This window comes from Vibrio litoralis DSM 17657, assembly GCF_000426765.1.
GTDB classification, from domain to species: Bacteria; Pseudomonadota; Gammaproteobacteria; order Enterobacterales; family Vibrionaceae; genus Vibrio; species Vibrio litoralis.
The window spans coordinates 1-13,898 of the sequence record NZ_AUFZ01000017.1 but is presented as its reverse complement, the minus strand read 5'-3'; the positions used below and the strand labels follow the sequence as shown (position 1 = coordinate 13,898).

Below are 13,898 nucleotides of genomic sequence, written 5' to 3'. Positions count from 1 at the left end.
TAACGATGTTGAACCAATGGAAATGCATACCTAACGAACAAGCTCAGTAATCACCACGGAGCTAATATAGATTAGTAATGCAGATGACAAGACTATTGCCACCCAGGTTTGTAGTTTGGCATTGGTTCGATATTTCAGTAGCAAATATGCAAGCACCACAAAGATGGCAATGGCAATCAATCGAGTCATAGTATCCCTTTCAATGTTATGTCGCTTACAAAAGTCAGTAAGTTATTCAATAAGCTTAAAAATTTATAACATCTTCATGGAAAATTACCTAGTTAGGGGCTGCAGTATTTTCATGATGATTTTTGCAGCGAATTGTTGGGCCTTTAAGCAAGGCAGAGGCTTCGTGGTGTAGTTAACCTACACGAGAAGCCGATAACGCAGCTCAAAGGCCCAACAAACGCTGCCCAAAGGGTTCGGCTAAAAGCATTTTATACTTCGTTAAGTCTCATTTACTTAGAGTACTAAGCTACAACCGACTTGCCTTGCCTAAAATGCTTTTATCTCGAACAAAAATTTATCATGAAATTACAGCATCCCCTATTGCAAGGTTTGTTTTCACAATGTCATTTTTACTGAATACAGCATCACTTTGTGAAGTCCCGCATTCATTCAAGCACTTAATCGTTACCTAATGCTAATTTTAGACCAAGAGTAATCAAAACGGCACCAGTGATCCCTTCCATCCACTTCATTGCTGAGGAATTTTGCACCCAGTTTTTCGCAGAATGCACCATAGTCGCGATGCCACACTGCCATACCATCGCAATCACAAAGTGAATCGAGGCCATGAATAATGACTGTAGTAAAGCTGAATGCTCAGGATTAATAAATTGAGGCAAAAAGGCTAAATAAAATACCGCTGTTTTCGGGTTAAGCACATTCGACAATAAACCTTCACGGAACGAGCGCTTAGCAGATAATGGTTTTCCAACTGTACCACTTGTGACATCTAATTGACCCTGGCCTTTCCAAATCGCAATTAAGCTGGTTACACCAAGGTAGATTAGATAAGCTGCACCGACTAATTTCATCGCATGGAATAGTTCAGCAGACTGTAGCAATATCGCTGAAATACCAATGGCAGATAACGTGGCATGGACAAACAAACCACAGCAGATCCCTAAACTGGTCACACAACCGTCTACACTACCACTTCGAGACGTGTTCCTGATCACAAGTGCGGTATCCAATCCCGGAGTGAGTGTCAAAATAGTAATCGCAATCAAAAATGCGCCAGAATTGATGATATAAAAGTCCATAATGTCCCTATGGTAAACGTCCAAATGAATGTTTGTTATATCAGTGAAAGCTTAGTAAATAAAGAGTTTTGCAGCGTTCTTTTCAAGATGTTATAAGATGAAGTCATACTGCGCAGCAATGAATTAAGGAAAATTATGATCCATTATCAAAAACTCGTTCAACACGCACAGAAAATCGCTAACTTTAATCATTTAGCGGCAATCTCTGGTTGGGATCAAGCTGCCGTTATGCCAAGCGGTGGCAATGAAGCTCGCTCCAAAGCAATGGCAGAATTATCAGTGTTAATTCATCAACTCAGCACTGAGCCACAATTAGAAGACTGGTTCCATGAAGCAGAACAAGAATCATTAAGCCCTATCGAGAAAGCCAGTTTACGTGAAATGAAACAGCGCTGGCAGCAGGCTACCGTCCTTCCACAAGATCTCGTACAAGCCAAATCCTTAGCCGGTTCTAAATGTGAACATGCTTGGCGAACACAACGTAAACAAAATGATTGGAATGGCTTCGCTCAAAATTGGCAAGAAGTGGTAAACCTATCCCAGCAAGAAGCACAGATTCGCGCCGATAGTTTAGGCACTACGCCTTACGATGCCATGCTCTCGCTCTATGAGCCCGGCACAACCAGCCAATCGTTAGATGTCGTGTTTGAAAATGTGAAAACTTGGCTGCCCAATCTTGTGGATCGAGTGATTGAAAAGCAAGACAAGGAAAGTGTGATATATCCGAAAGGTCGCTTTCCAAGTTCACAACAAAAAGCACTAGGCTTAAAAGCGATGAAGTTTTTGCAGTTTGATTTTGAGCATGGCCGCTTAGATGAAAGCGTGCATCCATTTTGTGGCGGCGTACCGACTGATGTTCGGATCACTACTCGCTATGATGAAAATGATTTTATCCAATCGCTAATGGGCACAATTCATGAAACTGGGCACGCTCGTTATGAACAAGGGTTACCTACCTCATTAGCAGGTTTACCCGTCGGTGAAGCCAGATCAATGGGTATTCATGAATCACAATCTCTGTTCTTTGAAATGCAACTAGGCCGCAGCCCAGAATTTATTAACCATTTATCAGCAATGGCGAGAAGTGAATTTCGAGCTGGAGATCAACCTGCCTTTTCGGCGGACAATTTCCGCAAGCTTTATACTCGCGTAGAAAAAGGCTTTATTCGTGTTGATGCCGATGAGCTCACCTATCCTGCTCATGTCATCCTACGTTATGAAATTGAACGTGATTTGATGAATGGCAATATCTCTTATAAAGATGTTCCAGAGTTATGGGATCAAAAAATGCAGGCTTACCTTGGCTTATCAACCAAAGATAATTACCAAAATGGTTGTATGCAAGATATTCACTGGACCGACGGCGCTTTTGGTTACTTCCCAAGTTACACACTTGGTGCCATGTATGCTGCTCAATTCATGGCAAGTATGCGTAAACAAGTAAATGTTTCTGAAGTAATTGAATCAGGCGATTTAAGCTTAATCTTTGCTTGGTTAGATGAGAATATTTGGAAGAAAGCTAGTCAGTTTTCAACCGATGATCTTGTTAAACAAGCCACTGGCGAAACCTTAAACGCCGAGCATTTCAAAGCGCATTTAAAGTCACGTTATTTGTAAAGTGTACTGAATACGTAATTAGACTAAAAACCGGCGTTAGGTTGTTTTAAAAACTCAACCTCGGCGTCGGTTGAAGGTCGGCCTAAAATATCATTACGGTGAGGGTAACGACCAAAACGTTCAATAATCGCTTTGTGCTTATATTCAAAACCTAGATTGGATGGCAAACCGAGTTCAGTAAATAACCCAACGGCAATTTCATGGATCATTGCTGATTCGCTGTGCATATAAGGCAAATATAAAAACAAACGTTCATCTTTGCTTAAATGTTGATCAAGACCTTGGCTAATCGCTACTTGGGAAAGTGTTAAAGCTTGAGCATCGCTAGCAAAAGCTCTTGGCGTATCTCGATAAATATTACGGGAAAATTGGTCAAGAATGATGATTTCTGCAAGCGCCCCTTTCGGCTCTGAGCGCCATGTGTAAAGCTCTCCTTGCTCTGCTTGAATATGTAAATTAGCAAACTTGTATTCAATTAAAGAGTCTAATTCGGGATCCTTTGCCCACCACTGCTCTGGCGATAAGACTTGAAACCAAAACTCAAGAACTTGTTCCTGCATAATCATCTCCTTTTTATTGAGTGTTATTCAGTATAGGAGATAAATCATCATGCAAAATCCAATAAGTAAATAGTATAAATTTTTAGCAAACTAAAGTGCTCAGTTACTTGTTGGAATTGGTATCAAAGCTTATTGTACTCTTGCTGCACGAGTTCCTTGCCATAGGTTCTTTCTAAGCGGCGGATAATAAAATGCCCGGTTGCCATGTCCTGATAATGGCCAATAAAGATAGTATTAATGATTGCGCCACCTGCTGCACCAATTGCTGGTACTGCTTGGGCTGCCGCTTTTTCAGTAACTTGAATACCAAATCGTTTGGCTATTTCAGCGGTAAACTTCACCAAAATCGGCGAACCTTGGTCGGTAATGGTTTTTTTAGCTAGAAACTCTGAAGCATCGAGCACAGATTTCGCTAATGCGGTTCTTACTGCATAGTAACCACTTTCAGCACCATCATCTTGTTTGCTTTTTCCACCTAGTGCAAACACTTCTAAACAAGCTAATTTGGTCTCTAGGTTAGAAACCGATTCCCCTTCCGCACGTGCAATATCCGCAATCGAGCGCAACATAATCGTGGTTGAAATGGGCAGCTCAACCGCAATACCGGCGACACCAAAAAACCCACCAACCCCGCCAGTTACCGCAACACTCAACTTATGCATTCGGTTTGAAGCGAGTCCAGTAGCCGTGCTCTTCATCGTGTAAATTGCAGCATCAGAGGCTTTTAATAAGGCTTTTTGCGTCACATCATTAATACTGCTATTCCAACTTTTAGGTAATAGTTTTAACCCTTGCTCTATGGGTGAGCCTATCGCGTTGGACATTTTGGCGGCCAAGCCAGGGTTTTCCAATAATTGCTTGGCTTGGCGTAGCTCTTCAACTTCGTCTAACTGTAAAAGCATTGGCACACCTTAAATCGATAAAACACAGCATATGTAAACGCAATATTTATATTGATACAAATAAGATCACAACACGTTAAGTACAGTGCGATTATTTGTTTGCTGAATGTTTAATTGATTCATATTTCCTATATAAATTGCGTCAAATCAATAATTGGTTAATATTTAATTACAAATAAAACATCACAGTGATATGTTAACTGCATCACATTTCAGAGGGAAATATATGAAGAATTTAAAATTAGTGCTTTGTTTATTAGGCACTACATTACCTATTGCAGCACCTACTCTAGCAGCTGATGCAGATACAACCAACCGAGATTTTTCAGGTTTTTATCTTGGTTCTGGTTTTGGTCAGTCGTATTTCAGTGATGATGATATTGCAAAAGAACAAATCAACTCTAATGCAGAAACTGATACAAGCAGTACTAGTCACCAAATTTATGGTGGCTATTACTTCAACAAAATTGTCGGAGTTGAAGCAAATTATATTAACTATGGCGATGTGAAGGTAAAATCTGGTGGTCAAACATTCGGAAAAGAATCGGTCAAAAGTTACTCGGTTGCCGCCAATATTGGTTACACTTTTGACAATGGTATACGCTTATTTGCCCTTCCTGGTCTTGCCTACGTAGATAGCGATCTTACTGAGGATAATGTCGGTTTCCACTTTGGTACAGGTGTTGAGTATACACCAAACTTCCTACCTCATTTATCGGTACGAGCTATCTATCAAGGGGATTTATTCTTTAGTGAAGAAGAAAACAACGATGGTGATGCCTACTCTTTAGTATCTTCAACACTGGCATTTGGTGTTGCTTACCGCTTCTAACTCTACCTAATATAACAAGAATATCTAAAATAAAAAGAGCCTCGATATGTTCAATATCGAGGCTCTTGCTTTAGGTAAATTTAAAACTTATAAAAAGTGGAATGTTGCACTAACGGTATAAGTATTTGCGTCAAACTTATCAAAACCAAAATGGTTGTAAGCAAGACCAAGTGACAACGAACCTAGAGGAATGCCATCTAACACTGTGTATTCAACACCAGCGCCATACATCATGTCATAACCATCATCACTCTTAAATTGACCAGAGCCTACATCATACTTGTTAGCACCGAGTTTACCGTAGAATTCTAGAGGGCCAACATTGATGCTTGGCTTGATTGCCGCATAAACAGTCGTTAAATCAGAACCGCCGATATCACCTAAGTCCCAGTAACCTGCTTCAACGCCGATAAATGGTAAAATACCTGTACCGATATTCACACCGTAAGTACCTTCATTACCAGCACCTGATTCAGTAAAATCAGCCGTACCGTAGTTCACACCAGCATAAAGCCACGAGTCAGCTAGTGCAGGTGACGCCGCACCCATTAAAGCCAAAGCTAAAAGCGTTTTTTTCATTGTAATCCCTTCGAATCCTTCGATTATCATATTCATGGAAATGAGAGTGGCTCAAAATCCATATTTAAAACTTATTATGCATGATTAGTGAGATGGGCTGTAAAATCAAGAAAAAATCTCACTTTAGCGACTATTTCAATCATTTACTTACAAAACAGCCACAAACTATACCCAAAGTAATTGGAGTTGCAGTGAGGCGACAAGTGAATGATATACCCAAAGTAATTGGAGTTGCAGTGAGGCGACAAGTGAATGAGGCCCCATCCCATGAGCATAGCTCGCCTATGTGATTGGGGCGAATGAGCGCCGTCAACAAAGCTGCAGCTTCAAATACGAAGGGGATATTCTTACTTATTATTATTTAACATGCATCAATAGCATTCTTAACTCGCTTATCTGAAACCGGATATGGCGTGCCTAATTGCTGAGCAAAGTAGCTCACACGTAGCTCTTCGATCATCCAGCGTATCTCCTTGACGGAATCGGGGATCTCTACCCCTTTAGGGATCTTGTTCAGCAGTTCTTTGTAATCCTTAGTCACCGACTCTACCTTCAAGATATGTAAGCGGTCTTTATTTGGATCAATTGGCAATTTTTCCATTCGACGTTCAATCGCTTTCAAATAACGCAAAATATCAGGTAGACGCTTCCAACCACATTCGGTGGCAAAGCCTTTAAAAATCAAACCTTCTACTTGCGCTTTAATATCCGATAACGCAAATGCCATGCTTAAATCAACTTTACCTTTAAGCTTTTTATTAATGTTAAAGGCAGTAGTTAAAATCGTTTCTACTTGCTGTGCGATATCGACAACCGTATCTCCCAACTCAGCACGGACATGCTCTTTCAATGCTTCAAACTGTTCAGGTTGCCATACTAGGCCGCCCTTTTGTTCAATCAATTTATCAACACCACAAGCAATGCAGTCATCAATTAAATCGAGCACTTTACCATAAGGGTTAAAGTACAAACCCAATTTTGATTTATTCGGTAGGTTGCTGTGCAAATATTTAATCGGTGACGGTACATTAAGCAACACTAGTCGACGTTGACCTGCGCGCATCGCCTGTTGCTGCTCTTGTTCGGTTTCAAATAGTTTAATTGCAACACTATCTTTCGCATCGACTAAAGCAGGAAAAGCTTTAACCTCAAAGCCACCACGTTTTTGTTGGTAAACCGTTGGTAGTTCACCAAAGCTCCATGTATGCAAACCTTGCTGCTCGATATCATCGTCAGCCACTTTTGATAAGGTTTCTTGAACTTTATCTTTCAAGCTTTCTTTAAGTTCGTATAAATCGTAATGCTCTTTTAGCTTACGTTTACGGTGATCGACCGCGCGGAATGTCACTTTAAGGTGATCTGGAATTTGTTCGAGTTGCCAATCTTCCCGCTTCACTTCTACCCCAGTCATGCGACGTAATTCTTTTTCTAACGCATCTAGAATTGGCATTTCCATTGGGGTAACACGAGATAGAAACGCATCCGCATAGTTTGGCGCTGGTACAAAGTTACGACGTAACCCTTTAGGCAATGATTTAATCAAACTTACCACTAGCTCATGACGTAAACCCGGTATCTGCCAATCAAAGCCATCCGGACTCACTTGGTTCAAAATGGGTAGCGGAATATGTACTGTCACACCATCATTGTCTTGCCCAGGCTCGAATTGGTAACTCAGTTTTAACTTCAAACCATTTTGATGCCAAAAGTTTGGGTAGTCTAAGTCGGTCACATGACTGGCATCACCTTGGAACAACATCTCTTTTTCAAAATCGAGTAGTTCAGGATTTTCTTTGCTGGCCTTTTTCCACCACGAATCAAAATGACGTCCTGAGACTACGTCAGTACTGACACGTTGATCGTAGAAATTAAATAGCTCATCATCATCGACCAAAATGTCACGACGACGTGATTTATGCTCAAGCTCTTCGACTTCTCGTAATAACTTACGGTTTTGATGGAAGAATTTATGTTTGGTTTCCCAATCGCCTTCTACCAACGCACTACGAATAAAGATTTCACGGCTGACAACCGGATCAATTGGCCCATAATTCACATTACGCTTAGGCACAATCGGAATGCCATACAGCATCACTTTTTCTGACGCGATAACAGCCGCTTGCTTTTTCGACCAATGAGGTTCGCTATAACTACGCTTGATTAAGTGCGGTGCAAGAGGTTCAACCCATTCAGGCTGGATTTTAGCAATGATGCGTCCCCACAGCTTTGATGTTTCCACCAGCTCTGCCGACATGATCCATTTAGGCTGCTTTTTAAATAAACCTGATGCAGGGAAGATATGAAAACGTGCATTACGTGCACCTTGATATTCACTCTTTTCGGTATCTTTCACACCAATATGCGACAGTAAACCGACTAATAATGCAGTATGAACCGATTGGTAACCGGCCGCTTCTGTGTTGAGCTTGGCATCCATTTCACGCATCGCTTGATGCAGTTGGAAATACACATCTTGCCATTCACGGACACGTAAGTAATTTAAGTAATCTTGTTTACACTGCTTACGGAATTGATTGCTCGATAAGGCTTTTTGTTGCTCTTTGATGTAGTTCCAAACGTTCACAAAGGTAAAAAAGTCTGACTCTTCATGGAAAAAACGTTTGTGCTTCTCATCTGAGCTCTGTTGTTTATCACTAGGACGTTCACGTGGATCTTGAATCGACAACGCCGAGGCAATAATCATCACTTCTTGCAAGCAGTTATATTTAACCGATTCAAGAACCATACGCGCTAAGCGAGGGTCAATCGGCAAGCGAGCTAATTTGCGCCCTATTGCGGTTAACCGTTTTTTAGGATCTTTGGCATTCGGATTAATCGCACCCAGTTCTTCTAGCAGACGCACACCATCTTGAATATTACGCTTATCTGGCGCTTCAACAAATGGGAAGGCTTCAATATCACCTAGCCCTAGTGCCGTCATTTGTAAAATCACCGAGGCTAAGTTAGTACGCAGAATTTCAGGGTCGGTAAATTCCGGACGTGAGTTAAAATCCTCTTCCGAATACAGTCGAATACAAATACCTTCGCTGACACGGCCACAACGCCCTTTACGCTGATTGGCGCTGGCTTGAGATACCGGCTCGATAGGCAAACGCTGCACTTTAGTACGGTAGCTATAACGACTAATACGCGCGGTACCCGGATCAATAACATATTTGATTCCCGGAACCGTTAACGAGGTTTCGGCTACGTTGGTCGCCAACACAATACGGCGACCAGTATGTGATTGGAAGATTCGGTTTTGCTCGGCAGATGATAATCGCGCATACAAAGGCACGATTTCAGTATCTCGCATATTGCGGTTAGTATTCGTACGCTTTGAAAGCGCATCCGCGGTATCACGAATTTCACGTTCACCATTCATGAAAATGAGAATGTCACCTAAACCGGGTTCATCACATAATTCATCGACCGCTTGGAAAATACCTTCTAGTTGGTCAAGATCTTGGTCGGCATCATCTGGATTCAGCGGACGATACCGCACATCAACCGGATAAGTTCGACCCGACACTTCAATAATTGGCGCTTTATCAAAATGGTTAGAGAAACGTTCTGGGTCAATGGTTGCCGAAGTAATGATAATTTTAAGGTCTGGGCGCTTTGGTAGTAACTCTTTCAGGTAACCCATGATGAAATCAATATTCAAGCTACGTTCGTGCGCTTCATCGATAATGATGGTGTCGTATTGATTTAAAAAGCGATCGTGCTGAATTTCCGCCAGCAAAATACCATCGGTCATCAGCTTAATTTGGGTATTATCGGAAATCTGATCGTTAAACCGAACCTTATAGCCGACATACTCACCCATTGGAGTTTGCATCTCTTCCGCAATACGGCTGGCAACAGAACGCGCCGCTAAACGACGTGGTTGAGTATGACCGATTAAACCCGCTCGGCCTCGACCAAGTTCGCTGCATATTTTCGGAATTTGGGTAGTTTTACCTGACCCCGTTTCACCAGCAATAATCACCACTTGGTTATTAGCAATCGCTTCTGCAATATCATCACGCTTTTGACTAACTGGTAAGTTTTCAGGATATTCAATATGCGGTTTATGTAGGCTACGGTTTTGCACCACCATCATCGACTTGGCAATATCCATGGCGATTTCATCAAACACCGCGGCTTTCGCTTCTGGTTTCTTAATTTTACTAGCACCATGAATTCGCTTACTTAAACGAAAGCGGTCACGGATCATGCAATCTTTTAATGCGGCACGTAGGCTGCCAGCAGTATTGCCCTGCGCGCCATTCTCTTGGGTGGTCATCTCTTGAGTTGATGAGTGAGAATCAGCGGAAGAATGGGCGTTATCATGAGGGTTGGTCAAAACGATTCCTATTGAAACGATTAGAGAGCGCAGATGAAGATTGCTCTGCACTCATAAAATATAGAATTATCAAAATTGTAACACAGGGCGAAATGAGATCTAAACTGTCGCCCTAATTAATCTTTATAGTCTAAGACTACAACTGCAAGCCACGCACAATCGCTGTCGTGGCACTGGCTAGACACAACACTAGGGTAAAAATGCGAATCCACTCTTTCGAGACATACTTCACCACCATTTGCGCTGCAACATAACCAAGCCACCCCATTGGCAACAACGGGAGCGTCATAACTACGTGCTGCCAAGTCAAATAGCCAATAAAGTATTGAACGACTAGGGATATCATTGAGCTGAAAACAAAGAACGCCGCTAGGTTACCGCGTAACGATGAAGCATCTTGGTGCTGCAAAATCAACGCCATTGGTGGCCCACCAATACTTGAACTAGTGCCCATAAAACCGGAGAAAAAGCCTGCAACTGCCATTCTATTTGGGGTCGGTTCAAAACGTATCGGCATTAAACTAATCAATACGGCTAATAACACCATTCCACCTAGCCACAATGATAAAACGGAACTAGACACGTACAGCAGTAAAACGCCCCCAGCAACAGAGCCAGGAATGCGACCATAAATCGCCATTTTCAAACCACCAATAGAAATGTTATTGCGGTATTTATAGGCATTAAAAAGTGAGTTAAATAACGCCACCATCACTATCGGTGCCGGGACATATTGAGGAGAAATTAAGAACAACAAAGGAGCCGCGACTACCGCGAGCCCAAAACCAATCGCGCTTTGTACAAATGAGCCAAGGAAAATCATTCCCATCGCAAGTATCACAGTACTATTTATATCAAACATGACATTCCAAATTGGCAAATAAGGTGTAAGGAAAGCGGCATTATATCGCTAAATCATTTTGATTGATGAAGACTTTTCTTGATTTTTAATGTCAAAGTTTTAGGGTGTCTTTATACAAACTAGTTAGTAGGTCATTATGATTCAATCTTTAAAAAGCTTCTTTAATCAAATCGTTGATGAAAACATTCAAGAAAATCAATCGGTTGATACTAACCTAGCGATAGCCGCCTTGCTCTGTCAGGTTTCGCAAGCCGATCATTCTGTTGATGAAAAAGAAGAAGCCGCCAAAATACAAATGCTCGGTAAGCTGCTTTCTTTAACCAAAGCGGATGCGAAAGCTTTATTACAAGAGGCCACTTTGCGTTCAGAAAACTCGGCATCTCTTTATGAATTTACCGACCAATTACGCGATTTAGAACATCAACAACGTTTTGAGCTGATTCAATCCATGTGGCAAGTCGCTTATGCAGATAACGTTCTAGACCCAATTGAAGAAGCAATTATTCGAAAAGTCGCCGAACTGTTATACGTTAATCACAGTGATTTTATTCGCGCCAAACTCTCTGTCGCTCCTTAATCTAGCAGTATCAGCAAGAGGCAGCAGCTTCTCTTATCGGTGTAGCAACGATAACCAAAAAAAGCCCAAGAAAGTCGCCATCATTGCCTGTGTTAGAAAGATGGTTGTTATCTTAAATTCGATACTAAGGGATGGCGTCATGTGGGATGAAAATAGAGTTAAAATTTAATTATTGACGCCATAGTCGTTTGTTATGTGCTAGTTTTTACCATCGTACGCCAGTACTGCTCTTTTCAGTTGTTGGATATCTGACGCACACAGATACCGTTTCAATGCTTCAAACTTCTCCAAAGGCCAATCATAGATCCGCATTTGCAAAAGCTCAGCAATAATCGATTCATCAAAACGATATTTGACTAATTTCGCGGGCGTTCCTCCAACAACACTATAGGGAGCAACATCTTTGGTTACTACGCTATTTGCTGCAACTATCGCACCTTCTCCAATAGTTACGCCAGGCATAACCATTGACCTCATTCCGAGCCACGCACCATCATGGATAAAGGTATCACCTTTACCGATATATGCTTCATCAATGTAATCCATAAATGGGTACAAGCAGAACCAATCCGCTCTATGGGTATGATTACCACCCATTAAGATAACCACTTCTGCACCAATACAAACATAATCACCAATATGGAGCTTATCTATTTTCCACCTTGGCTCCCAATTACGGCTAACTTCATCACCGTGAAGATATCGAACAACAGATTCTTCAAACCCGCTATCCCAGCAATTACTGTAATAACTGTGAGTACCTTTGATAGAAATATTAGGGTTAGTTACCACCTCATGAAGTAACTGAAATTTTGACCAATGTTTTTTTTGCATACGAAGCCTCAAGCTAATGTTAAATAATAAGAATTATTGAAATAACACTATGCCGTCAGTGAATGCGAGGCTGCTTTAAAAGAGGAATAAGTTTCATAAAAAACACCGTAAAGTGGAAGAAATTGATGATAGCACATAACGCCAAGCTAAGCTGTGAGTGAAAGTGTGCCAAAATTGGAGCGAAGCGAAAATGGCACCTGTTCACGAATCAGACTTAAGCGCCTTGTTATGTGTATTTAAGCGCGAAAGCCCCAAACTGCATCAATTAGTTTCACCATCAACTCTTTTGAAATACTTTTTTCGTCCAGTTCAGGCATATATTCAACAAAGTCAGCTCCGATAAACTTAGGACTAGATGCTATTGTATGGACAAGGTGCAATGCTTCGCGTGCGGATAGACCACCGATATTAGGCGTGGCACAGGCCCGAAATATGCTGCCATCAAGTGCATCGTAGTCAAAGGACAAATATACACGATCAAATTGACTATCAATTTTGGCCATTAAGTCAGCTAATACGCTTTGAATACCATGTGTGTCCAAGTAGGTCATATCGTAGTTTGTAACGCTGGAGTTCGAAATAAACTCAAACTCATTAGGCATTAAGTCTCGGACACCAATATAAAAGACCTGTTCAGAACTCAACTGTGACTCTGTGGGTACTGACCAACCATTATGGCGATATTCGTTCATTAACATTGCTAGAGGCTTACCATGAAGGTTGCTATCAAGAGAGCTATTGCAATCCGCATGAGCGTCAACCCATACAACAGCTACTTTTTCATTTTTATTTTTTTGATAATGTTCTAAAGCTGCTTGCACAGTACCGACCGCTATAGAGTGATCACCTCCAATTGTTATAGGAGTTCTACCAGCTTCGAAACTATTCAATAATTTGGACTTTAGTTCGTCACAATAAATGCCTAAAGCCTTTTCATTTTGGTCATTTAAAATGGCATCATTTACACTTTTATTTGTAGTTATATCGCCAACATCTTTGATGTCCATTCCCCAACGAGAGTTACGGACATCTATCCAATTACTTAAAGCTAACCAAGTAAATTCATCAGTGCTGCGGAGCCCTTCAACTGTATTTTTTTCTGTCTTTAAGTAACCAAGTTTATTAAATGGTGCACCAATAATATCAAATTTCTTATTACCCATTCTTCCTCCAGAGCTCATGACTATCTCTTATTCACATAACAGATAATTAGACTCCCTCTCCTCAGCTAAACTTAACCTGCTAATAAATTTTTATTGGGAGTCAAACAGTTATGAATAATTCTACTATTATTGGTGTTGATTTAGCAAAAGATGTGTTTCAAGTTTGTGTGTACACAAACAATAAAGTGCTTTCAAACAATGAAATGACGCCGCAAGCATTCACATCTTGGATTGCCAATCAAACACCTACTATCGTGATATTTGAAGCCTGTGCGACATCTAATTACTGGAAGCGCCTTGTATCACAGTTTGGTCATGAAGCTCGACTAATAAGCCCTCAATTAGTTTCTAGAATA

The 13,898-nt window shown here is 41.2% G+C and carries 12 protein-coding genes and 2 pseudogenes; 5 read left to right on the top strand and 9 right to left on the bottom strand.

From position 1 onward, the window contains the following. Positions 1–30: 30 nt before the first annotated feature. Both K358_RS19340 and K358_RS0105520 read right to left on the bottom strand, forming a co-directional pair. Entirely contained in the window at positions 31–189 is a 159-nt protein-coding gene (locus K358_RS19340; protein WP_027695881.1) for a hypothetical protein, read from the bottom strand. Between the two features lie 437 nt (positions 190–626). Then, the gene (locus K358_RS0105520; protein WP_027695880.1) at positions 627–1,268 is read right to left on the bottom strand and encodes a LysE family translocator; all 642 of its coding nucleotides are present in this window, start codon (positions 1,266–1,268) and stop codon (positions 627–629) included. Between the two features lie 135 nt (positions 1,269–1,403). On the opposite strand from K358_RS0105520, the gene K358_RS0105515 reads away from it, so the two are divergent. Next, on the top strand, positions 1,404–2,885 hold the full coding sequence (locus K358_RS0105515; RefSeq protein ID WP_027695879.1) for a carboxypeptidase M32: 1,482 nt from the start codon (positions 1,404–1,406) through the stop codon (positions 2,883–2,885). A gap of 23 nt (positions 2,886–2,908) precedes the next feature. On the opposite strand, the gene K358_RS0105510 is transcribed toward K358_RS0105515, so the two are convergent. Both K358_RS0105510 and K358_RS0105505 read right to left on the bottom strand, forming a co-directional pair. Beyond that, positions 2,909–3,445: a DUF924 family protein gene (locus K358_RS0105510; RefSeq protein WP_027695878.1), complete on the bottom strand. Its 537-nt coding sequence runs from the start codon at positions 3,443–3,445 to the stop codon at positions 2,909–2,911. A 122-nt stretch (positions 3,446–3,567) separates the two neighbouring features. Beyond that, positions 3,568–4,347 carry an EcsC family protein gene (locus K358_RS0105505; protein ID WP_027695877.1) on the bottom strand — a complete coding sequence of 260 codons (780 nt, stop codon included), beginning with the start codon at positions 4,345–4,347 and terminating at the stop codon, positions 3,568–3,570. Between the two features lie 226 nt (positions 4,348–4,573). On the opposite strand from K358_RS0105505, the gene K358_RS18125 reads away from it, so the two are divergent. After that, positions 4,574–5,179: a porin family protein gene (locus tag K358_RS18125; RefSeq protein ID WP_051241211.1), complete on the top strand. Its 606-nt coding sequence runs from the start codon at positions 4,574–4,576 to the stop codon at positions 5,177–5,179. A gap of 87 nt (positions 5,180–5,266) precedes the next feature. Here K358_RS18125 and K358_RS0105495 read toward each other — a convergent pair whose 3' ends face one another. The 3 genes from K358_RS0105495 to K358_RS0105485 all read right to left on the bottom strand — a co-directional run bounded on the left by K358_RS0105495 (position 5,267) and on the right by K358_RS0105485 (position 10,935). Continuing rightward, positions 5,267–5,758 (bottom strand): outer membrane beta-barrel protein, encoded by a 492-nt coding sequence (locus K358_RS0105495; RefSeq protein ID WP_027695876.1) that lies wholly within the window; start codon positions 5,756–5,758, stop codon positions 5,267–5,269. 361 nt (positions 5,759–6,119) lie between these two features. Then, positions 6,120–10,046: an ATP-dependent RNA helicase HrpA gene (gene hrpA / locus K358_RS0105490; RefSeq protein WP_051241226.1), complete on the bottom strand. Its 3,927-nt coding sequence runs from the start codon at positions 10,044–10,046 to the stop codon at positions 6,120–6,122. Positions 10,047–10,242: 196 nt separating this feature from the next. Beyond that, positions 10,243–10,935 (bottom strand): sulfite exporter TauE/SafE family protein, encoded by a 693-nt coding sequence (locus K358_RS0105485; protein WP_027695874.1) that lies wholly within the window; start codon positions 10,933–10,935, stop codon positions 10,243–10,245. Positions 10,936–11,104: 169 nt separating this feature from the next. Here K358_RS0105485 and K358_RS0105480 point away from each other — a divergent pair, with 169 nt between their 5' ends. Continuing rightward, positions 11,105–11,545, top strand: a complete 441-nt coding sequence (locus tag K358_RS0105480) for a tellurite resistance TerB family protein (RefSeq protein WP_027695873.1) — start codon at positions 11,105–11,107, stop codon at positions 11,543–11,545. Between the two features lie 61 nt (positions 11,546–11,606). Beyond that, a pseudogene (locus tag K358_RS19210) lies at positions 11,607–11,714 on the top strand (IS110 family transposase); the annotation flags it as partial. A 29-nt stretch (positions 11,715–11,743) separates the two neighbouring features. On the opposite strand, the gene K358_RS0105475 reads toward K358_RS19210, so the two are convergent. Both K358_RS0105475 and K358_RS0105470 read right to left on the bottom strand, forming a co-directional pair. Next, entirely contained in the window at positions 11,744–12,379 is a 636-nt protein-coding gene (locus tag K358_RS0105475; RefSeq protein ID WP_027695872.1) for a CatB-related O-acetyltransferase, read from the bottom strand. Between the two features lie 236 nt (positions 12,380–12,615). After that, positions 12,616–13,560: an arginase family protein gene (locus K358_RS0105470; protein WP_244875228.1), complete on the bottom strand. Its 945-nt coding sequence runs from the start codon at positions 13,558–13,560 to the stop codon at positions 12,616–12,618. Positions 13,561–13,652: 92 nt separating this feature from the next. Between K358_RS0105470 and K358_RS0105465 the strand changes: the two are divergent. Next, a pseudogene (locus tag K358_RS0105465) lies at positions 13,653–13,898 on the top strand (IS110 family transposase); the annotation flags it as partial.

What these genes read in the sequence shown, in the direction of transcription:
- K358_RS19340 (WP_027695881.1), bottom strand. Translation starts at nt 189, where the DNA reads ATGACTCGATTGATTGCCATTGCCATCTTTGTGGTGCTTGCATATTTG.
- K358_RS0105520 (WP_027695880.1), bottom strand. Translation starts at nt 1,268, where the DNA reads ATGGACTTTTATATCATCAATTCTGGCGCATTTTTGATTGCGATTACT.
- K358_RS0105515 (WP_027695879.1), top strand. Translation starts at nt 1,404, where the DNA reads ATGATCCATTATCAAAAACTCGTTCAACACGCACAGAAAATCGCTAAC.
- K358_RS0105510 (WP_027695878.1), bottom strand. Translation starts at nt 3,445, where the DNA reads ATGCAGGAACAAGTTCTTGAGTTTTGGTTTCAAGTCTTATCGCCAGAG.
- K358_RS0105505 (WP_027695877.1), bottom strand. Translation starts at nt 4,347, where the DNA reads ATGCTTTTACAGTTAGACGAAGTTGAAGAGCTACGCCAAGCCAAGCAA.
- K358_RS18125 (WP_051241211.1), top strand. Translation starts at nt 4,574, where the DNA reads ATGAAGAATTTAAAATTAGTGCTTTGTTTATTAGGCACTACATTACCT.
- K358_RS0105495 (WP_027695876.1), bottom strand. Translation starts at nt 5,758, where the DNA reads ATGAAAAAAACGCTTTTAGCTTTGGCTTTAATGGGTGCGGCGTCACCT.
- hrpA (WP_051241226.1), bottom strand. Translation starts at nt 10,046, where the DNA reads ATGACCACCCAAGAGAATGGCGCGCAGGGCAATACTGCTGGCAGCCTA.
- K358_RS0105485 (WP_027695874.1), bottom strand. Translation starts at nt 10,935, where the DNA reads ATGGGAATGATTTTCCTTGGCTCATTTGTACAAAGCGCGATTGGTTTT.
- K358_RS0105480 (WP_027695873.1), top strand. Translation starts at nt 11,105, where the DNA reads ATGATTCAATCTTTAAAAAGCTTCTTTAATCAAATCGTTGATGAAAAC.
- K358_RS0105475 (WP_027695872.1), bottom strand. Translation starts at nt 12,379, where the DNA reads ATGCAAAAAAAACATTGGTCAAAATTTCAGTTACTTCATGAGGTGGTA.
- K358_RS0105470 (WP_244875228.1), bottom strand. Translation starts at nt 13,560, where the DNA reads ATGAGCTCTGGAGGAAGAATGGGTAATAAGAAATTTGATATTATTGGT.